Here is a 20,814-nt window from a genome sequence, read left to right on the forward strand (position 1 = left end):
CCGGCCGATGGCCAGGGGCTCTCTCTTCGTGACACATGTCGCGACTCAGGTGAGACCTATGTCGCGACTCATCACAGGGCGGAGGATGGGGGATTCGAACCCCCGAGGGCTTGCACCCAACACGCTTTCCAAGCGTGCGCCATAGGCCACTAGGCGAATCCTCCTGAGCCGGCCGCGAACGGCCGACCTAGCGATCCTAGCGGAGCGAGAAGGGGGCGAGGACCGAAGTCCCCGCCCCCTCCCTCACTGCGCTGCTACGGGCAGATCGCGTACTCCTCGACGGCGGACGACAGGGTCGCCTCGCTGCCGAGCAGGAAGACCGGCGGCTGTCCCAGCCGCAGGCTCTCCGTCACGATCGCCGAGTTGATGCAGGTCGGCTTCGCCAGGTACAGCGGCGAGCCCTCGGCGGCCGCGAGCGCCGAGGCGCTCAGGGCATCCGGGAACTTCTGCCCGCTGGCCAGGTACATCGCCGGCACGGGGCCGTCGAACATCTCCTGGTTCACGAGCACCGCCGTCTGGTAGCGGTCCGAGCCTGCGAAGCGGTGGACGACGAGACCCAGCAGGTCGAAGTCCAGCTCGATGCCGTTCGACATCGAGTTCTGGTCTCCGAGCAGGTACACGTTCTCCGCGCCGAGGCGGTCGAGCTCTGCGACGGACGCGTCATCCGCGCCGTCCCGGAGGCCGTCCACCAGCAGGATCGGAGCGTCGATCGAACCGGCTGCCGCGCCCGCCGACAGGGCGTCGGGGTAGTTGCGGCCGGTCGCGACGAACGCGTTCGCCGAACCCTCCTCGAAGGCGTACTGCGCGATCAGGCGGCTCGTCTCGTACCGGTCCGCACCGCCCACGCGGTCGACCGTGCCGGCCAGGCCCTCGAGCTCGTCGGCGACCGCGGGCGCGACCGAGGGCTCGCCGCCCACGATCACGATGCGCTCGGGCGACAGGCGCTCGATCTCCTCGGCCACGACGTCGGGCAGTGCGCCGCCCTGCGTCAGCAGCAGCGGTCCGCCCTCACGGGCAGCGGCGGGGGCAGCGGCGAGGCCGTCCGGGAACTTCTGGCCGCTGGCGACGTACACGACGTCAGCGCCCTCCGGGAAGCCGTGCTGCGAGATCGCGACCGCGGTCTCGTAGCGGTCGTCGCCCTCGAGGCGCTCCGGCGTCGGCATCGTCAGGTCACCCGTCGTCACGTGGACGAAGGTGCGCACGTCGGTGCCGCCGTAGCCCACCACGCCGAGGTACTCGGCGTTGGTGTCGAGGCCGTTCCACATGGCCGTGTAGGTGAAGTGCCCGCCGACGGTGCCGTCGATGGACGTCGGCTCCGTGCGGAACGAGCCCTCCTGCTGGCCCGTGCCGACGGCGACGTGGTCGAGCTCGAAGGTGCTCGGCGCGCCGGCCTCGCCGGTCGCCCAGACCTCGGCGATCGCCACGTAGGTGCCCGCCTGCGGGTCCTCCAGCAGCAGCGTCTCGTCCGCCGACCCGGTCGCAGCCGTGAACTGCTCGACCGGCGTGCCGGCGTCGTTCAGTCGCAGCACGTACAGGTCGTGGTCGGCCGTGTCGTCCTCGGCGTCGAGCGAGAAGTAGTGCGCGATCTCGCCCTCCGGGATCTCCACGACGTACTGGAAGTAGTCGCCGGCGTCGCCGCCGTCGGCTCCCAGCAGCTGGAACGGAGCCAGGCCGTTCGCCTCGAGCGGGATCGAGCCGTCGATGCCCGAGATGCCCGAGACGGGAGTCTGTCCGACGGTGCCCATGCCCTCGACCCACTCCGGGGCGGCCACCGCGACCGGCTTCACCGCGAGCGGCGAGCGGACGGTGTGCTCCGAGCTGGTCCAGGTGAGGAAGCCCGACGTCCACGCGCCGAGCTCAGCGCCGGCCGTGGTGAAGGTCACCTCGTAGGAGAGCGACTGGCCCGCCTCGGTGAACTCGAGCGTGGACGGCGACACCGCGACGTCGATGCCGGACATGCCGGACGTCGACACCGCGTACGAGCCGGCCTCGAGGGCCGTCACCGTGCGCGTCACCGTCTGCGTGCCCGCGAGCGAGCCGACGGCGATCGAGGCGATGTTGAGGTCGCTCGGGTCCATCGGGGTGCCCACCCACGAGTCGGGCAGCACGTAGCCGAGCCCGCGCAGGTAGCCGAACCAGTCGGCCGTGCCGTTCTCGTAGACGAGGCCCGCGTCGAGCATCGACTGCGTGTTCACGAAGCCGGCGCCCTGCGCCCACGGGTCGGTCGAGACCGAGCCGTCGAGGTTGCGGGTGTCGGTCGCGGTCGTCATCAGCGCGCTCTTGACCTCGGCGGGCGAGGCGTTCGGGTGCGCACCGAGGTAGATCGCGCCGAGGCCCGCCACGTGCGGCGCGGCCATCGAGGTGCCCGAGAGCATCCGGTAGGTCGGCTCGCCGTCGGCGGGGTTGGGGCCGGCGGCAATGATGCCGACACCGGGGGATGCCACGTCGGGCTTGATGACGTCGCTGCCCTCGGCGAGGGCCGGGCCGCGGGACGAGAAGCCGGCCACGACGGGCGCGACGGTCTCGATGCCCGAGGTGTTGCCGGCCTCGAACGAGACGACCGTGCCGGGCGTCTGCGCAGCGGCCAGGAGCTGGTCGCGGTACTGCGCGTCGACGTGGATCGTCGGGATCACGTGGTCGTCGAGGTCGATCGAGCCGGGCGTGACGTTGACGAGCACCGCGGCGATGCCGCCGGCGTCGGCGACCGTCTGCGACTTGTCGACGCGCGCGATGACGCCGCGGTCGCAGAGCACGATGGCTCCGGCGGCCTCGGCGGCGTCGAGCGTGCCGGGGAGGCAGAGCGCGGCCTCAGCCGGGTCCTGGCCGTCGGCGGCGATGTCGCCGGCGTAGATGAAGGGCCCGGAGATCTCCGGCGCGCCCTCCTCCATGGGGACCGTGATGGAGCCGCCCGGGATGCGCACGTCGCCCGGCAGGACGACGGTCGCCTCGTAGTTCGGGATGCTCGCCGCGGCGACCGTGGTGTACCAGGGGGATGCGTGGTCGAGGGTCGACGCACCGGGGCCCGAGTTGCCGGCCGAGACCGACACGAAGACGCCGGCTGCCGCAGCACCCAGGAACGCCACGTCGGTGGCCGTCGCGACCGAGGTCGCGGCGCCGCCGCCGATGGAGAAGTTGATGACGTCGACGCCGTCGATGACGGCCTGCTCGATCGCGGCGACCGAGTCGCTCGTCGCGCAGCCGTCGTCGTTGGCGTTCGGGTCGGGGTCAGGTCCGGTCCAGCACACCTTGTAAGAGGCGATGCGGGCCTCGGGCGCGACGCCCGACATGGTGCCCAGGTCGGCGCCGCCGGCGGAGGTCACGGCGACCTCGGCGTTGCCCGCCGCCGTGGAGGCGGTGTGCGAGCCGTGGCCGTCGCCGTCGCGCGGTGAGAGGTACTCGCCGAGGTCCTCGCCGCCGATGTTGTCGGCGCCGAAGCCGTCGACGTAGTAGCGGGCGGTGATGATCTTGGTCGAGCAGTCCTCGGCCGTGAACTGCGATCCCGTCTCGCACGCGCCGACGAACTGGCTGCCGTCGCCCTTGTCGAAGACGATCGCGTCGCCGTCGAGGTAGGGCTCCGCGCCCGGCGTCGTGCCGAGCGCCTCGCCCGCGAAGAGGGGGTTCTCGGGCGCGATGCCCGTGTCGAGCACGCCGACGACCACGCCGGCGCCGGCCTCGTCGACCCCGCCGACCTGCGACCAGAGGCCCTCGAGGTCGAGGTACTCGTTGGCTGGGCTCGCCTGGATCTGGAGCATCTCGTCGGGGAAGATCTGCGAGACGCGCGCGTCGCGCGCCAGCTCGAGCGCCTGCTCGGCCGACAGGTCGGCGACGAAGCCGTTCATCGTCACCGTGAGGTTCGTGGCGATCTGCGCGCCGATCGTGGACGCGACCTCGGCCTGCTGGGTCTCGAGGTGCGCGGCGTACGCGTTCGCTGCTGCCGAGTCGACGTCGATGTCGTCGGTGCCGAGCGGTGCGGTGCGCGCAAGGTTGGGCAGGCCGCCGCGGTAGGTCGACATCGCGTCGTCCTCCAGGACGACGATGTAGCGGCCGCTGTCGAAGCCGCTCGTGTCGATGGGGGGTTGAGGCGGAGCAGCGCTCGCTGCGGCCGCACCAAGCACCGACGCCCCCGCGCTGAGCGCGAGGGCGGTGGTGAGTGCGATGCCGCTGCGAAGGCGCACACGCTTCGAGTTCAGTGTGCTCACAAGGTGATCCTTCGTTCAGGACGAAGCCCCCGGTGAAGTGGGGGGCAGATACGGCTGAATCTATGGGCGCGCTGTGGTCGGCGGAAGAGTGTCGAGGAAGCGTTACCTTTTCGTGACCTCCCGGACGCATGGCACTAGCGTGGAGGGGTGCCGACCCGCATCGTCATCGCCTCCCCGGAGGGCCACGCAGGCAAGTCGATCGTGGCGCTCGGCCTGCTCGACGCCCTCGGCAGGAGGGTCGAGCGCGTCGGCGTCTTCCGTCCCGTCGCCCGCTCCGAGGAGGAGCGCGACGGCGTGCTCGAGCTGCTGCTCGCGCACGACGCGGTCGAGCTCGACTACGACGAGGCGATCGGCACGACCTACGCCGCGGTCCACGAGGACGCCGAGGCCGCGCTCTCGACGATCGTCGACCGCTACCACCGCATCGACGAGCGCTTCGACGCGATCGTCATCGTCGGCTCCGACTACACCGACGTCGGCAGCCCCACCGAGCTCGGCTTCAACGCGCGCGTCGCGGCCAACCTCGGCGCCTCCGTGCTCCTCGTGCTCGGCGGTCGCGACCCCGAGACCGACGCGCCCCGCACGGCCGACCAGCTGCGGCAGCTCGCCGAGGTGACGACCGCCGAGCTGGCCCAGGCCCACGCATCCATCGCCGGCGTCGTCGTCAACCGCGCCGACCCCTCGGCGATGGGCGAGATCCCGGCGGCGATGGCCGGGGCGGTGCCGGCCGGGGTGCCCGTGTGGTCGATCCCGGAGGACGCGCTGCTGAGCGCGCCCAGCGTCGGCTCGCTCTTCCGCGCCGTCGACGCGACCCTGCTGCGCGGCGACCCGGGGCTCCTGTCGCGCGAGTCGCTCGGCACGGTCGTGGCGGGCATGTCGATGGAGCACGTGCTCGAGCGGCTCATCGAGGGCGGCATCCTCGTCATGCCCGGCGACCGCTCCGACGTCGTGGTCGGCACGCTGCTCGCGCAGCAGTCCGACACCTTCCCGTCGATCGCCGGCATCATCCTCAACGGCGGCTTCGAGCTGCACCCCGCCGTGCAGCGCCTCCTCGACGGCCTCGACCTCGACCTGCCGATCGGCGCCAACCCGCACGGCACCTACGAGACGGCGCGGCGCATCGCCGGCACGCGCGGCTCGCTCATCGACGGCACGCAGCGCAAGCGCGACGCGGCGCTCGCCCTCTTCGAGCAGCACGTCGACGCCGCGGCGCTGCTCGAGCGACTCGAGGTCGCGACGACCGACGTCGTCACGCCGCTCATCTTCGAGCACAGCCTCATCGAGCGGGCGCGCGCCGACGTGCGGCACATCGTGCTGCCGGAGGGCGACGACGACCGCATCCTGCAGGCCGCATCCACCGTCCTCGCGCGGGGCATCGCCCGGCTGACCATCCTCGGCGACGAGGCGTCCATCCGCCAGCGCGCGGCGGCCCTCGGCCTCGACCTGTCGGGCGCCCGCATCGTCGCGACCGACGACGCCGAGCTGCGGCCCCGCTACGCGGCCGAGTACCAGCGGCTGCGCGCGCACAAGGGCGTCTCGATCGAGCAGGCGATGGAGCGGCTGCTCGACGTCAGCTACTTCGGCACGCTCATGGTGCACCTGGGCGACGCCGACGGCATGGTGTCCGGCGCCGCCCACACGACCGCGCACACGATCAAGCCGTCCTTCGAGACCATCAAGACGAAGCCGGGGGTCTCCGTCGTCTCGAGCGTGTTCCTCATGGCCCTCGCCGACCGGGTGCTCGTCTACGGCGACTGCGCCGTCATCCCCGAGCCGACCGTCGAGGAGCTCGCCGACATCGCGATCTCGTCGGCGCAGACGGCGCGCGAGTTCGGCATCGAGCCGCGCGTGGCGATGCTGTCCTACTCGACGGGGGAGTCGGGCACCGGCGCCGAGGTCGACCGCGTGCGGGCCGCGACGCAGCTCGTGCGCGAGCGGGCCCCCGAGCTGCCGGTCGAGGGCCCGATCCAGTACGACGCGGCGGCGGACGCGGCGGTCGCGAGCAAGAAGATGCCCGACTCGCAGGTGGCCGGGCGGGCGACGGTCTTCGTCTTCCCCGACCTCAACACCGGCAACAACACCTACAAGGCGGTGCAGCGCTCGGCGGGCGCGCTCGCGATCGGCCCCGTCCTGCAGGGGCTCAACAAGCCCGTCAACGACCTCTCCCGCGGTGCGCTCGTGAGCGACATCGTGAACACGATCGCGATCACCGCGATCCAGGCGCAGGCCTCGGGGGCGCACGCACCGGGAGCGCAGGCATGACGCGCTCCGTCTTCGTCATCAACGCCGGCTCGTCGAGCCTCAAGTACCAGCTGGTCGACGTCGACGCGGGCCGCGCACTCGCGAGCGGCCTGATCGAGCGCATCGGCGAGACCACCGGCGAGGCCAAGCACGAGGTGCCCGGCAGCGAGCCCGTCGTCGAGCAGCGCGTCATCCCGGATCACGAGAAGGCGTTCGGATGGGTGCTGCGGCAGTTCGAGCGGCACGGTCCCGACCTCGAGCGGGCAGGGCTCGTCGGCGTCGGGCACCGCGTCGTGCAGGGCGGCGCGCGCTTCGACCGCGCCGTGCGGGTCGACGACGACGTGCAGCAGCAGATCGAGGACCTCGCCCCGCTCGCCCCGCTCCACAACCCCGCGAACCTCCAGGGCATCCGCTCGGCCCGTGCGACGTTCCCCGGCCTGCCGCACGTCGCGGTCTTCGACACGGCCTTCCACCTCACGATCCCGCCGGCGGCGCACCGCTACGCGATCGAGGAGCGCGTCGCCGCCGAGCACCGCGTGCGCAAGTACGGGTTCCACGGCACGAGCCACCAGTACGTCTCGCGCCGCATGGCCGAGCTGCTCGGCAGGCCGCTCGACGAGGTCAACAGCATCGTGCTGCACCTCGGCAACGGCGCCTCGGCGACCGCGGTGCGCGGGGGCAGGAGCATCGAGACCTCGATGGGCATGACCCCGCTCGCGGGCCTCGTGATGGGCACGCGCTCCGGCGACATCGACCCGGGCGTCGTCTTCCACCTCCATCGCGTCGCCGGCATGTCGGTCGACGAGATCGACACGCTGCTGAACAAGCGATCGGGCCTGCTGGGCATGACCGGCACGGGCGACATGCGCGACGTGCTGCAGGCGGCGGATGCGGGGATCGGCCGGGCGGTCGAGGCGCTCGAGATCGTCGGGCACCGCCTGCGCGGCACCGTCGGCGCCTACCTGGCGCACCTCGGCCGCACCGACGCGATCGCCTTCACCGCGGGCATCGGCGAGAACGCCGCGCGCGTGCGCGAGATCGCGCTCGAGGGGCTCGAGGGGCTCGGCATCGTGCTCGACCCCGAGCGCAACCGCGGCCGCGGCGAGCGCCGCATCTCGGCCGACGGCTCGCCGATCGAGGTGTGGGTCGTGCCGACGAACGAGGAGCTCGAGATCGCGCGGCAGGTCGCGGCGCTGGTCGACGCCCCCTGACGACCGGCGGGCCGAGCGGCCGGTGGACGTACGGCAAGACCCTGGCGGGAGATAGCGCGTCGGCTACGCTCTCGACAGGATGACTCGAGGATGCCTCGGAGTTCAGCGGGCCCCGCTCCAGCATCCTGATGTCACGACGCCCAACTCGAGACCTCGTATGAGGAGGCCACGATGATGCATGCACACCAACCCCAGCCAGGGCTGCGCCTGGTGACGGCCGCAATGGTCGCCGCGCTGAGCGTTGCGATGGTGGTGCTCTCACCCCCGACTCCGGCCACGGCCGAGTCGACCGAGGCGGGTCAGTCCCTGGTGGCCGTCCGAGGGACGACGGTGTTCGTGCAGAACCGGATCGAGGACACCGTGGCGCAGCGGTCGTTCGTCTACGGGCGCTCGGGCGATCGGCTCGTGTTCGGCGACTGGAACGGCGACGGCATCGACACCATCGCCGTGCGACGGGGCGGCGGGGTCTACGCGTCTGACCGGCTGGGGCCGGGCACCGCCAACCGCGTCTACAGCTTCGGGCGCACGACGGACGAGCTGCTCGTCGGGGACTGGAACGGCGATGGCGTCGACACCGTTGCTGTGCGGCGCGGCAGCATCATGCACTTCACCGATTCCCCGGCCGGCGGCTCAGCGAACCGGGTGGTGGGCTTCGGTCGCTCCTCGGACCAGATCGTCGTCGGCGATTGGGACGGAGACGGCATCGACACCATCGCGGCACGCCGCGGGTCCAGTCTGTTCGTCCTGGATCGGCTGCGTTCCGGTATCGCGGATCGCGCCTTCCAGCTCGCGAGCGGGACGACCGACGTCCTGGCGGGGGACTGGGACGGCGATGGGGACGACACACTGGCCGTGCGAGCCGGAGCCCGGGTCGCGTTCTCCGACTCGCTCGGCGGCGCACCGATGACGTCGACGCGCTTCGGGCGGGCCGATGATCTCGTGGCAGCCGGCCGTTGGACGAGCCCTGTGGAGCGCCAGGCGCCTCCGACCGCCCGACCGCCCGCCGATACTGACTTCACCTCCCAGATCATCAATGCCTCGACGCTGGGCGACGGCTATGCGAGGAACTCCGTCAACACGACCTCGTTCCGAGCGGACTCGGTCGTGACGGCCACGATCGGCGAAGAGCTCGTGCAGTTCGCCGCCTACTACGACGCGCAGGGGCGGGTGGTGCTCGCCAGCCGGCCGCTCGATGGCCCATGGCGCACGGCGATCACGCAGCATCGAGGCGACGTCACGGACGCCCACAACTCCATCAGCATCGCGGTCGATGGGGAGGGGCTGCTCCACGTCGCGTGGGGCATGCATGGGACTCCGCTTCGCTACGCCGTCTCCACCGCACCGGGTTCGCTCGTCCTCGGCGGTGCAGTCCCCATGACGGGCATGCATGAACGCTCGGTGACGTACCCCCAGTTCTTGCGAGCATCGACCGGGGATCTGTACTTCCTCTACCGGGACGGCTCCAGCGGCAACGGTTCGCTCCACATCAACCGGTATGCCGCGGCGACCGGCGAGTGGTCTCGCGCGGCCACCAGGGTGATCGATGGCGAAGGCGAGGTGTCGCCCTACTGGCAGGCGACGATCGACGCCCAGGACCGGATCCATCTGTCCTGGACCTTCCGCCGCACGGCAGCGGTGGAGACGAACAGCAACGTCTACTACGCCGTCGCCACGGACGCGAGCGCGACGACGTGGGCTCGCTCCGACGGCAGCGTCTACTCGGGTCCCATCACGCTCGACACCGCTGAGCAGATCGCCGCAGTGCCCGAGGGATCGAACCTCATGAACCAGACGTCGATGGCGGTCGACGACGAAGACCGCCCTTTCATCGCCTCGTACTGGACGAGCGACGGCGTGACTCAGTACCACGTGATCCGCCAGTCCCAAGCGGGCTGGGCAGTCCTCGACACGCAGATCCGCACCACCACGTTCGACCTGGCCGGCATCGGGACGAAGGCCGTGCCGATCGCCCGGCCGCAGATCGCGGTGCGCGGATCGGGCGACGAAGCGCAGGTGCTGCTGCTGATCCGCGACTCGGAGCGCGCTTCTCGAGCCGCGCTCGCCACGACGGCCGCCATGGCGTCGAACTCCTGGACCGTGGACGATCTGACGAGCGACTCCATGGGCTCGTGGGAGCCCACCTATGACACATCAGCGTGGCGATCGACCGGCAGGCTCTTCGTGTTCCTGCAGCCTGTGCTGCAGGGCGATCACGAGACCCTGACGACGCTCGAGCCTTCGCCCGTGTCCATCGTCGAGGTCCTCACGCCCTGATCCTCCGCGGGCCGGCGAGCTCGGGTGCGAGCCGGCTCAGCGGTCGGCGAGCTCGCCCACCTCGAACTGCGCCAGGCGCTCGGCGGGCAGCTCCATGCCCTCGTGCTGCGCGGCGAAGTCCTCGGTCGCGTCGGTGCCGCAGATGCCGAGGATGCGGTCGGGGCCGCCGGGGTGCTCGGTCACCCACTCCGTGAGGTCGTAGACGGTGCCGTCGATCGCGACCCAGCAGGAGGCGGAATCGTCGTGCCCCGCGACGTCGCCGATCGAGATGCCGTCCTCGCCCGCGGACGGGGTCGGGCCCACCGCCGGCTCCGGCTCCGCGCTCGGGGCGATGCCCGCGACGCGGTCCTGCCAGACGGCGGTGGCGCCCGTGTGCCCGGTCAGCACCGCGATGATGAGCGCGCCGAGCGCGACGGCCGCCAGCACGATGCCGCTCAGCAGCCCGATGATGCCCGACGAGCGCCGGGCGCGGGTGAGCCGCCGCTGCCACAGCCACCACGCGAGGGCGGCGGCGAAGAGCGTCGCGGCGGTCGCGAGCAGCCAGTTGCCGAGCTGCTCGTGCTGGCCGGGGGAGCCGACCCTGGCGGCGAGCGCCTCGCCCGAGAGCTTCGCCACGAGCGCGCCCGCGGCGGCGATGCCGAGCACGCCGACGACGGGCCAGGCGAGCGACGCCCGCCAGCGCGGCATGGCGAGGACGAGCAGCAGGCCGAGCGCGCCGAGCGGCAGCAGCACGACGGGCACGTGCACCGCGAGCGGGTGCAGCGGCAGGCCGAAGGCGAGGTCGAACGGGTTGCCCGTCGCGGGAAGCATGCCGACACGGTACCGGCGCCCACCTGCGTCGCACCGGTGCCGCGCGTTGGGTACGATGGATGCGGCTCCCCGCGTGGCGCCATCCAGGCCAAATCCCCCAGGTCGGAGACGAAGCAAGGGCAACCGGGCTCTGGCGGGTGCGCGGGGAGTCCTGCATGTCCGGGATCGGCGCGGCACGTCACCGGCGGGAAGTAGCCTGGGTCGCATGGTCGCCGCCCTCTACCGCCGCTATCGGCCGGAGTCGTTCTCCGAGCTCATCGGGCAGGCGCACGTCACCGACCCGCTGCGCACGGCGCTGCGCGCCGACCGCGTGAACCACGCCTACCTCTTCTCGGGCCCCCGCGGCTGCGGCAAGACCACCAGCGCGCGCATCCTCGCGCGCTGCCTCAACTGCGCCGAGGGCCCCACGCCCGAGCCGTGCGGCGTCTGCGACTCGTGCGTCGAACTGGGCCGCGACGGCGGCGGCTCGCTCGACGTCGTCGAGATCGACGCGGCGAGCCACGGCGGCGTCGACGACGCCCGCGACCTGCGCGAGCGCGCCACCTTCGCGCCGAGCCGCGACCGCTACAAGGTCTTCATCATCGACGAGGCGCACATGGTGACCTCGGGCGGCTTCAACGCGCTGCTGAAGATCGTCGAGGAGCCGCCCGAGCACATCAAGTTCATCTTCGCGACGACCGAGCCCGAGAAGGTCATCGGCACCATCCGCTCGCGCACGCACCACTACCCCTTCCGGCTCATCGCGCCGGCGCCGATGCTCGAGTACGTGCAGCAGCTGTGCGCCCAGGAGGGCGTCGAGGTCGCGCCCGGCGTGCTGCCGCTCGTGGTGCGCGCCGGCGGCGGCTCCGCGCGCGACACCCTGAGCCTGCTCGACCAGCTCATCGCGGGCTCCGAGGGCGGCGTCACCTACGAGCACGCGGTCGCGCTGCTGGGCTTCACGCACGGCGAGCTGCTCGACGAGATCGTCGCCGCGCTGTCGGCGGCGGATGCGCCGAGGCTGTTCGCGTCGATCGACCGCGTCGTGCAGACAGGCCAGGACCCGCGCCGCTTCGTCGAGGACCTGCTCGAGCGGCTGCGCGACCTGATCGTCGCGCACGCGGCCAGCGACCCCGCCGCGATCCTGCACGGCGTCCCCGAGGACGAGCTCGCCACGCTCGTCGAGCAGGCGGGCGGCTTCGGCGCGGCCGAGCTCTCCCGCGCCGCCGACATCGTCGCGAAGGCGCTCACCGACATGGCGGGCGCCACGAGCCCGCGGCTCCACCTCGAGCTGATGGCCGCGCGCCTGCTGGTGCCCGAGAGCGGCGACCCCGAGGTCGGCACCCTCGCGCGCGTCGAGCGCCTCGAGCAGCGGCTCGACGGCGCGACGCCCGCACCCGCAGCGCCGGCCGCCGCGCCACCGCCTGCCACCGCATCCGCGCCCGCCCCGGCGCCGCCGAAGTCCGCGCCCGCGTCGAGGCCGAAGGCCGCGCCCGCACCCGCTGCTGCGCCGAGGGCCGCGCCCGCATCGGCACCCGCCCCGCCTGCGAGCGCCCCCGCGCCCGCTCCGGCCGCGGTCCCGCCCGTGCGGACGCCTGCGGCGAGCGCGCCCGCGCCGACGCCGGCTGCTCCTGCGCCGCAGGTCGCGGCGTCGGCGGAGGCGATCACGTTCGGCCAGCTGCGCGACGCCTGGGACGAGGTGCTGCAGCTGCTCGCCGACCAGCACCGCTCGGCGTGGATGGTCGCGACGACCCTCACGCCGATCGACCTGCGGGACGGCGACGTGCTCGTGCTCGGCTTCCAGTCGGAGGCCGACGTCGAGCGCTTCAAGCAGCCCCAGGGCACGCGTCCGAGCGTCGCCGACGCGCTGCGCACCGCCATCCGCGAGCTGCTCGGCTTCGACGTGCGGTACGTGCCGCGCACGCGTCAGGGCTCGCGCCGCGCGTCCGAGCCTGCCGCTCCGGCAGGCGGCGAGGAGGCGCACCGAGGCCGCGCCCCGGCCGCGCACGCACCCGCTCCGGCCGCCGCGCCCTCACCCGCGCTCCGGCCCGACGCCTCGGTCGCGGTGGCGCCTGCCCGCCGCGCGAAGCCAGAGATCGCGGCGGCAGCGGCCGCCGCGGAGCCGGTCACCGGCTGGGCCGTCGCGACGATCCCGAGCGACGCGGAGGCGCCGCCAGAGGACCTCCCGGAGCAGGGCCTGCCCGACCAGCCGGAGCCCGACCCCTTCTCCTTCGTCTCCGCGCCCGACGCCCCGGTCGCGGCCGAGCCCGCGCCGGTCGAGCAGCAGAGGGCGGCTCCGACCGGGCCGTCGCTCGCCGAGCTCGCGCGCTCCGCGCCGGCGCCCGAGCCCGCGCTCTCGGCTTCGCAGGCCGCGCGCTACGGCGAGGCGGTCGTGCGGGAGGAGCTCGGAGCCGAGCTGATCGAGGAGCGCCCGCGGGTGCGAGGGGAGCGCTAGGTGTACGACGGCATCGTCCAGGACCTCATCGACGAGCTCGGGAGGCTGCCCGGCGTCGGACCGAAGTCGGCGCAGCGCATCGCGTTCCACATCATCCAGACCGAGACCTTCGACGTCGACCGGCTCGCGACGATCCTCCAGACGGTGCGCGAGCGCGTGCGCTTCTGCGTCGTCTGCGGCAACATCGGCGAGGAGGACCGCTGCGCGATCTGCCGCGACCCTCGCCGGGTGCCGACGACGATCTGCGTCGTCGAGGAGCCGAAGGACGTCGTGGCCATCGAGCGCACCCGCGAGTACCGCGGGCTGTACCACGTGCTCGGCGGCGCGCTCAACCCGATGCAGGGCGTCGGCCCCGACCAGCTGCGCGTCGCGTCGCTCATGACCCGGCTGCAGGACGCCGCGGTCGAGGAGGTCATCATCGCCACCGACCCCAACGTCGAGGGCGAGGCCACCGCGACCTACCTCATCCGCACCCTCCTGCCGCTCGGCGTGCGGGTGTCGCGGCTCGCGAGCGGGCTGCCCGTGGGCGGCGATCTCGAGTTCGCCGACGAGATGACGCTCGGCCGGGCGTTCGAGGGCCGCCGCACCGTGGAGCGTTGAGCCCGCAGCGCTCATCCTCGAGGTGAGCGGAGGGCTCACAAGGTCGAGGAGCGCGCGGCCGGAGGCCGCTCGCGTCGCGAGACCGTGGCGAGGCGTCGACGCCGAGGGCATGCGCCCGCCGCCTAGACTGGGGTGTTCCGGGACCTGGGGAGCGGCGTGAGCCTCATCGTGCAGAAGTTCGGCGGGTCGAGCGTGGCCGACGCCGAGAGCATCAAGCGTGTCGCGAAGCGCATCGTCGAGACGAGGAAGCGCGGCGACGACGTCGTCGTGGTCGTCTCCGCGATGGGCGACACCACCGACGAGCTGCTCGACCTCGCCCACGCCGTCGTGCCGAACCTCCCCGCGGGTGGTCGCGAGCTCGACATGCTGCTCACCGCCGGCGAGCGCATCTCGATGGCGCTGCTCGCGATGGCGATCAAGTCGCAGGGCGCCGAGGCCGTGTCGTTCACCGGCAGCCAGGCCGGCATGCTCACCGACGACCGGCACGGCTCCGCCCGCATCGTCTCGGTGACGCCCGGCCGCGTGCGCCAGGCGCTCGATGCCGGGCAGATCGCGATCGTGCAGGGCTTCGCCGGCTTCAACAAGGTCACCGGCGACATCACCACGCTCGGCCGCGGCGGCTCCGACACCTCCGCGGTGGCGCTCGCCGCGGCGCTCGAGGCCGACGTGTGCGAGATCTACACGGATGTCGACGGCGTGTTCACCGCCGACCCGCGGGTCGTCCCGCGCGCCCGCCGCATCGCCCGCGTCACGAGCGAGGAGATGCTCGAGCTCGCCGCCGCCGGCGCCAAGGTGCTGCACATCCGCAGCGTCGAGTACGCCCGCCGGCACGGCGTCACCCTCCACGTCCGATCGTCGTTCACGAGCGACGACGGCACCATCGTCTACGACCCAGAGAGAGCGGGGTCCACCATGGAAGAGCCGATGATCGTCGGCGTCGCCCACGACCTGTCCGAGGCCAAGGTCACGGTCGTCGGGGTGCCCGACGTGCCCGGCACGGCGGCGCGGATCTTCACGATCGTGGCCGAGTCCGGCGCGAACGTCGACATGATCGTGCAGAACGTGTCCGAGGCGGCGACCGGTCGCACCGACATCTCCTTCACCCTGCCGAAGGAGGAGGCCGGCAGCGTGCTGCAGGCGCTCGAGGCGCATCGCGCCGAGGTCGGCTTCGAGTCGATCCAGCACGACGACCAGATCGGCAAGCTGGCGCTCGTCGGCGCCGGCATGCGCACGAACGCGGGCGTCTCGGCGCGGCTGTTCCGGGCGCTGTCGGATGCGGGCATCAACATCGAGATGATCTCCACCTCCGAGATCCGCATCTCGGTCGTGACCCGCGCCGACCAGCTGATCGAGGCCGTGCGCGTCGTGCACTCGGCGTTCGAGCTCGACGGCGACCAGGAGGCCGTCGTGCACGCGGGGACCGGGCGATGATCCGGCGCCTGAGCGACGAGGCCGGGCCCGCGCGCCCGCTGCGCCTGGGCGTCGTCGGCGCGACCGGCCAGGTCGGCGGCGTCGTGCTGCGGCTGCTCGCCGACCGCGCCGTGCCGATCGACGAGCTGCGGCTGTTCGCGTCCGCCCGCTCCGCCGGCCGCGCGATCGAGTTCCAGGGCCGCTCGATCACGATCGAGGACGCCGAGGCGGCCGATCCGAGCGGCCTCGACGTCGCGATCTTCTCGGCCGGCGGTGCCACGTCGCGCCGGCTGGCGCCGCGCTTCGCGGAGGCCGGGGTCGTCGTCATCGACAACTCATCGGCCTGGCGGATGGACCCGGAGGTGCCGCTCGTGGTCTCCGAGGTCAACCCGCACGCGATCACCGGTGCCGTGAAGGGCATCATCGCGAACCCGAACTGCACGACGATGGCCGCGATGCCCGTGCTCAAGCCGCTCGACCTCGCAGCGGGCCTCGAGCGGCTCGTCGTCGCCACCTACCAGGCTGTCTCCGGCTCCGGCCTCGCCGGCGTGGAGGAGCTGCGCGGACAGCTGGAGCGGTCGGCCGGCCAGCACCCGGAGCGGCTCACGCACGACGGCGGCGCCGTCGACCTCGGCAACCCCGGCGTCTACACCCAGCCGATCGCCCACAACGTGCTGCCGCTCGCCGGCTCGCTCGTCGACGACGGCTCGGGCGAGACCGACGAGGAGCAGAAGCTGCGCAACGAGTCGCGCAAGATCCTCGAGCGCCCCGAGCTGCGCGTCGCCGGCACGTGCGTGCGAGTGCCGGTCTTCACCGGTCACTCGCTCGCGATCCACGCCGAGTTCGAGCGCGACCTGTCGCCCGAGCAGGCGCGAGCGCTCCTCGAGCAGGCGCCCGGCGTCGAGCTCGTCGACGTGCCGACGCCGCTGCGGGCGGCCGGCGCCGACGCCTCACTGGTCGGCCGCATCCGTGCCGACCAGTCGGCAGAGCCGGGTCGCGGGCTCGTGCTGTTCGTCGCCAACGACAACCTCCGCAAGGGTGCTGCGCTGAACGCAGTGCAGCTGGCGGAGCTCGTCGCGCAGCGCCTCGGCTGACCAGGGCGGAACGGAGGAGGGCGGCGCCGATCGGCGCCGCCCTCCGTCTTCGACCGGCTCAGGCCGCGGGGTGCTGGGGGTGGTCGTCGCCGTGCGGGGCCTCCGCCGACGGCTCGGCGTGCGGGGCGTCCGCCGCCTGGTCGGTCGACGCATCCACCCACTCCGTGGCGAAGCTGCCGCCGTCGGCGGTGCGCTCCTCAGCGGCGCCGCCGGCGAAGCGCTGCGGCTCGCCGCTGTCGCCGCCCAGCTTCGACTCGGCCCAGTGGCGCGCGTCGGCGGCCTTCTCGCCGAGCGTCTGCCCGGCGCCCTGCGCCTGCTCGCCCAGGTTCTCAGCCTTGTCCTTGACCCACTCGGCCGCGTCGCCGAGCTTGTCCTTCGCGTCGTCCAGGATTCCCATGGTCGCTCCTCTCGCCGGATGGTGACGCGCCCATGCTAGGCCTGGGAACCTGGCGATGCGCACGATCTGGGTCGAGCGTCCATGGAGGACGTCCTAGAATCGAAGGGTGACGAAGACGATCGACGTGGCCCTCATCGGCGGAGGGATCATGAGCGCGACGCTCGGCGCCCTCCTCCACCGCCTCGAGCCCTCGTGGACGATCCGCGTCTTCGAGCGACTGCCCGAGGTCGGCCAGGAGTCATCCGGCCCGTGGAACAACGCCGGCACCGGTCACGCCGCCCTCTGCGAGCTCAACTACATGCCCGAGGGCCCCGACGGCTCGATGACCGCCGCGAAGGCGATCGACATCAACGAGCAGTTCCAGCTCTCCCGCCAGCTCTGGGCGTCGTTCGTCGAGGACGGCACGCTGCCCGACCCCTCCGGCTTCATCTCGCCGACTCCGCACATGACCCTCGTCTGGGGCGACGACAACGTCGACTACCTGCGCCGCCGCTGGGAGCTGCTGAAGGACGAGCCGCTCTTCGCCGGCATGGAGTACACCGAGGACCCCGAGGTCATCCGCGCCTGGACGCCCACGCTCATCCCCGGTCGCAAGAAGTCGCAGCGCATCGCCGCGACCCGCTCGACCGACGGCACCGACGTCGACTTCGGCGCCCTGACCCGGATGCTCTCCGACCGCCTGCAGGCCGACGGCGCGGTCGTGCACACCGACACCACCGTCACCGGGCTCAAGCGGCTCGACGACGGCACCTGGCGGCTGAAGCTGCGCCGCGAGGTGGGCCTCAGCACCAACGAGGCGATCGCGCGGTTCGTCTTCGTCGGCGGCGGCGGCGGCGCGCTCAAGCTGCTGCAGAAGTCGGGCATCCCCGAGGCGAAGGGCTTCGCCGGGTTCCCCATCACCGGTGCGTTCCTGCGCACCGACAATCCCGAGGTCGTCGCGCGCCACAACGCCAAGGTCTACGGCAAGGCGAGCGTCGGCGCCCCGCCGATGTCGGTGCCGCACCTCGACACGCGCGTCGTCGACGGCGAGGCGAGCCTGCTGTTCGGCCCCTACGCGGGCTTCAGCCCCAAGTACCTGAAGACCGGCTCGTACACCGACATGTTCGAGACGATCAAGGGCCACAACCTGTACCCGATGATCCGCGCTGGCCTCGCCAACCTCGACCTGGTCGGCTACCTGTTCGGCGAGGTCTTCGCGTCGCGGACGAAGCGCCTCGAGGCGCTGCGCGAGTTCATGCCGAACGCGCGCGACGAGGACTGGCGCCTCATCACCGCCGGCCAGCGCGTGCAGGTCATGAAGCGCGACCCCGACAAGGGCGGCGTGCTGCAGTTCGGCACCGAGGTCGTGACGGGCGCGGACGGCACGATCGCCGGCCTGCTCGGCGCATCGCCCGGCGCATCCACCGCCGTCCACATCATGCTGACGATCTTCGAGCGCTGCTTCCCGGAGCGCATGCCGCAGTGGCGCGAGACGATCCGCGAGCTCATCCCCAGCTACGGCACCCGGCTGAACGACGACCCGGTGGCCGCGCGGGAGAGCCTCGAGCGCACCGCTCGCGTGCTGCGCCTCGTCCCCGAGTCCGCGCCCGAGCTCCAGGCCGCTGCCGCGGGCAGCGGCACCGCCTAGCGACTAGAGGCAGACCGATGTCCATGACCGAGTCCCCCGAGGCGGGGACGCTGCGCCGCGTCAGCGCGGTCGCGGGCAGCGAGCAGAGGGACGCGCTGCGCGACGCGATCGACGCCGACGAGGCGCTCACCCTGACCGCGATCTCGTCGCGGTTCGCCAACCTCGTCGTCGACCCGGGGTTCCCGGGCGACGTGGTCGTGCTCGCCGAGGAGCCCGGCAGGACCATGCTCGCGCACGCGCGCACGGTCGTCGCCGCGGGCGCGCTCGTCGTCGTGCACGCCGACGTCGACACCACCCTGCGGCGGGCGCTCGAGGGGCTGGGCGCCGCGATCGTGCCGCTGAGCGAGCCAGCCGAGGCCGTGGCCGAGCAGGTCGCGGCGGTGCGCCGGCCCACGCGGCGCCGCACCACGAGCTGGACCGACGAGCCGGCCGAGCGGCGCCCTCGCCTGTCGCCGGGGGAGCGACGGGCGCTCACGCACTACGTGCAGGGCCTGACGACCGTGCAGGTCGCGGCCGAGATGGGTGTCGGCTACGAGACGGCCAAGACCTTCCTGCGCCGCGTGCGCGCCAAGTACGCGGCCGTCGACCGGCCCGCCGGCCGTCGCGCCGAGCTCATCAACCGCGCAGAAGAAGACGGCCTGCTCTAGCCGTGGCGAAGCTGTACTTCCGCTACGGGGCCATGAACTCCGGCAAGTCCACCGGGCTCCTGCAGGCGGCGTTCAACTACGAGGAGCGCGGGCAGCGCGTGCTGCTCGCGAAGCCCGCCACCGACACGAAGGGCGAGCGCGACGTCGTGTCGCGGCTCGGCGTCACCCGCGCGGTCGACTTCCTCGTCGCGCCGCAGGACTCGGTGCTGGATGCGTTCGAGGCGGCCGCCGCCGAGCGCCCCGAGCCTGTCGCGTGCCTGCTCGTCGACGAGGCGCAGTTCCTGCGGCCCGAGCAGGTCGACGAGCTGCTGCGCATCGCCGTCGAGCGCGGCGTGCCCGTGCTCGCCTACGGCATCCGCACCGACTTCCTGACGCACGCGTTCCCCGGCTCGGCGCGGCTGCTCGAGCTGGCGCACTCGCTCGAGGAGCTGAAGACCATCTGCCGCTGCGGCCGCAAGGCGCTCTTCAACGGCCGCAAGGTCGGCGACCGCTTCGTCTTCGACGGCGACCAGGTCGCGATCGACGGCGAGGCCGTCACCTACGAGTCGCTGTGCGCGACGTGCTACCTGGAGGAGTCGGGGGGACGGCTGGGCGCTCCCGCTCCGCTCGTCGAGCAGCCGCCGCCTCCGCTCGTCGAGTAGCCGCCGCCTCCGCTCGTCGAGTAGCCGCCGCCTCCGCTCGTCGAGTAGCCGCCGCAGGCGGCGTATCGAGACGAGAGCGCTCGCCGGCCCAGCGACCAGGTCTCGATACGCGCGCTGTGCGCGCTACTCGACCTTGATGCAGAAGGGCTCAACGCGGCTTCGCCGCATTGAGCCCTTCTGCATCAAGTCGGGGTGACAGGATTTGAACCTGCGACCTCGTCGTCCCGAACGACGCGCGCTACCAAGCTGCGCCACACCCCGGTGCTGCGCCGGGAACGCGTCCCCGGCTGTGCAACCTCGCCAGTCTACCCGATGTCGCGCGGCAGGAGCGACACGACGACCGCCTCCGGCGGCGTGCCGAGCCGGAACGGCGCGAAGATCGACGAGCCGATGCCCTGCGACACCGTGAGCGGCACGGAGCGGCCGCCGTGGGCCCACTCGCTCAACCCCGACGCCTGCTCGCGCGGGATGTCGCAGTTCGTGACGATCGCGTGCCCACCCGGCACGCGCACCTGCCCGCCGTGCGTGTGGCCCGCGAGGATCGCGTCGGCACCCAGGTCGACGAAGGCGTCGAGGATGCGCCGGTACGGCGCGTGGGTCACGCCCAGCGTCGCGCGCGGTGCGTCGCCGAGCGCCCGCCGCATGCGCGAGAGCGCGCCCTCGGTCTCGTCGAGCCGGTCCCAGTGCCGGTGCGCGTCCGAGACGCCGAAGCCGGCGATCGTGGTGCCGCGCACCTCGATGGCGCGGGCGGTGTTGTTGAGGCTCAGCCAGCCGAGGTCCTCGTACGCGCGCTCGAGCCCGTGGATGTCGAGGCGCTCGACGCGCGACTCGCCCGAGACGCTCGACGGCCCGCGGAAGTAGCGGAGCGGGTTCTTCAGCTCGGGGCCGTAGACGTCGTTCGACCCGTGGACGAAGAAGCCGGGCACGCCCTGGAACACCCGCAGCGCATCCGCCAGCACCGGCAGCGCGGCGCGATGCCCGAGGCTGTCGCCGGTGTTGACGATCAGGTCGGGCTCGAGCGTCGCCAGGCCCTCGAGCCAGTCGAGCTTCGTCTCCTGCCAGGGCGCGAGGTGGATGTCGGCGAGGTGCAGCAGCGTGATCGGGCGCGCGCCGGCCGGGAGGATGCGCAGCGTCTCGGAGCGGATCCGGAACGCGCGCGGCTCGACGGCCGTGGCGTACGCGGCGACCGCGGCGCCGGCGGCGAGCACGCCGCCGACGACCGCGCCGACCGC

The 20,814-nt window shown here is 72.6% G+C and carries 14 protein-coding genes, 2 tRNA genes and 1 other RNA gene; 11 read left to right on the top strand and 6 right to left on the bottom strand.

Translation table 11 applies throughout. The features are described from left to right. Positions 1 to 79: 79 nt before the first annotated feature. Both AC1RNL_RS07780 and AC1RNL_RS07785 read right to left on the bottom strand, forming a co-directional pair. A tRNA-Ser gene (locus tag AC1RNL_RS07780) sits at positions 80 to 164 on the bottom strand. 90 nt (positions 165 to 254) lie between these two features. Then, positions 255 to 4,199, bottom strand: coding sequence for a cell wall-binding repeat-containing protein (locus AC1RNL_RS07785; protein ID WP_492934910.1), 3,945 nt, complete (start codon positions 4,197 to 4,199; stop codon positions 255 to 257). Positions 4,200 to 4,346: 147 nt separating this feature from the next. Between AC1RNL_RS07785 and pta the strand changes: the two genes are divergently transcribed. The 3 genes from pta (at position 4,347) to AC1RNL_RS07800 (ending at position 9,925) form a co-directional block, all read left to right on the top strand. Beyond that, a complete protein-coding gene (gene pta, locus AC1RNL_RS07790; RefSeq protein WP_492934911.1) occupies positions 4,347 to 6,461 on the top strand; it encodes a phosphate acetyltransferase in 2,115 nt (704 codons plus the stop codon). After that, the gene (locus AC1RNL_RS07795; RefSeq protein WP_246992203.1) at positions 6,458 to 7,651 is read left to right on the top strand and encodes an acetate/propionate family kinase; all 1,194 of its coding nucleotides are present in this window, start codon (positions 6,458 to 6,460) and stop codon (positions 7,649 to 7,651) included. Before pta ends, AC1RNL_RS07795 begins: the two co-directional genes overlap by 4 nt. Before the next feature lie 171 nt (positions 7,652 to 7,822). After that, positions 7,823 to 9,925 carry a BNR repeat-containing protein gene (locus AC1RNL_RS07800; protein WP_492934912.1) on the top strand — a complete coding sequence of 701 codons (2,103 nt, stop codon included), beginning with the start codon at positions 7,823 to 7,825 and terminating at the stop codon, positions 9,923 to 9,925. Positions 9,926 to 9,961: 36 nt separating this feature from the next. On the opposite strand, the gene AC1RNL_RS07805 is transcribed toward AC1RNL_RS07800, so the two are convergent. After that, entirely contained in the window at positions 9,962 to 10,735 is a 774-nt protein-coding gene (locus tag AC1RNL_RS07805) for a cytochrome b5-like heme/steroid binding domain-containing protein (RefSeq protein WP_146357937.1), read from the bottom strand. 60 nt (positions 10,736 to 10,795) lie between these two features. Here AC1RNL_RS07805 and ffs point away from each other — a divergent pair. The 5 genes from ffs to AC1RNL_RS07830 all read left to right on the top strand — a co-directional run bounded on the left by ffs (position 10,796) and on the right by AC1RNL_RS07830 (position 16,270). Continuing rightward, positions 10,796 to 10,892: signal recognition particle sRNA small type (gene ffs, locus AC1RNL_RS07810), an RNA gene on the top strand. A 48-nt stretch (positions 10,893 to 10,940) separates the two neighbouring features. After that, positions 10,941 to 13,166 (top strand): DNA polymerase III subunit gamma and tau, encoded by a 2,226-nt coding sequence (locus AC1RNL_RS07815; protein WP_492934913.1) that lies wholly within the window; start codon positions 10,941 to 10,943, stop codon positions 13,164 to 13,166. After that, positions 13,167 to 13,766 (top strand): recombination mediator RecR, encoded by a 600-nt coding sequence (gene recR / locus AC1RNL_RS07820; protein ID WP_492934914.1) that lies wholly within the window; start codon positions 13,167 to 13,169, stop codon positions 13,764 to 13,766. Positions 13,767 to 13,922: 156 nt separating this feature from the next. After that, on the top strand, positions 13,923 to 15,197 hold the full coding sequence (locus tag AC1RNL_RS07825; protein ID WP_128188334.1) for an aspartate kinase: 1,275 nt from the start codon (positions 13,923 to 13,925) through the stop codon (positions 15,195 to 15,197). Further along, complete coding sequence (locus AC1RNL_RS07830) at positions 15,197 to 16,270, top strand: aspartate-semialdehyde dehydrogenase (protein WP_492935016.1); 1,074 nt, start codon at positions 15,197 to 15,199, stop codon at positions 16,268 to 16,270. Before AC1RNL_RS07825 ends, AC1RNL_RS07830 begins: the two co-directional genes overlap by 1 nt. Before the next feature lie 58 nt (positions 16,271 to 16,328). Here AC1RNL_RS07830 and AC1RNL_RS07835 read toward each other — a convergent pair whose 3' ends face one another. Then, on the bottom strand, positions 16,329 to 16,667 hold the full coding sequence (locus AC1RNL_RS07835; RefSeq protein WP_128188332.1) for a hypothetical protein: 339 nt from the start codon (positions 16,665 to 16,667) through the stop codon (positions 16,329 to 16,331). Between the two features lie 106 nt (positions 16,668 to 16,773). On the opposite strand from AC1RNL_RS07835, the gene AC1RNL_RS07840 reads away from it, so the two are divergent. The 3 genes from AC1RNL_RS07840 to AC1RNL_RS07850 are packed head-to-tail and all read left to right on the top strand — an operon-like array spanning position 16,774 to position 19,582. Continuing rightward, on the top strand, positions 16,774 to 18,294 hold the full coding sequence (locus tag AC1RNL_RS07840; protein WP_492934915.1) for a malate:quinone oxidoreductase: 1,521 nt from the start codon (positions 16,774 to 16,776) through the stop codon (positions 18,292 to 18,294). A gap of 23 nt (positions 18,295 to 18,317) precedes the next feature. After that, entirely contained in the window at positions 18,318 to 18,941 is a 624-nt protein-coding gene (locus tag AC1RNL_RS07845) for a helix-turn-helix transcriptional regulator (RefSeq protein WP_492934916.1), read from the top strand. A 2-nt stretch (positions 18,942 to 18,943) separates the two neighbouring features. Further along, complete coding sequence (locus AC1RNL_RS07850; RefSeq protein ID WP_492934917.1) at positions 18,944 to 19,582, top strand: thymidine kinase; 639 nt, start codon at positions 18,944 to 18,946, stop codon at positions 19,580 to 19,582. 187 nt (positions 19,583 to 19,769) lie between these two features. Here AC1RNL_RS07850 and AC1RNL_RS07855 read toward each other — a convergent pair. Continuing rightward, positions 19,770 to 19,843: transfer RNA gene (locus AC1RNL_RS07855), tRNA-Pro, on the bottom strand. 44 nt (positions 19,844 to 19,887) lie between these two features. Then, entirely contained in the window at positions 19,888 to 20,790 is a 903-nt protein-coding gene (locus AC1RNL_RS07860) for a metallophosphoesterase (RefSeq protein WP_225792856.1), read from the bottom strand. Positions 20,791 to 20,814 lie beyond the last annotated feature (24 nt).

The sequence above is a fragment of the Agrococcus sp. GW821-FHT14H11 genome (genome assembly GCF_058803545.1).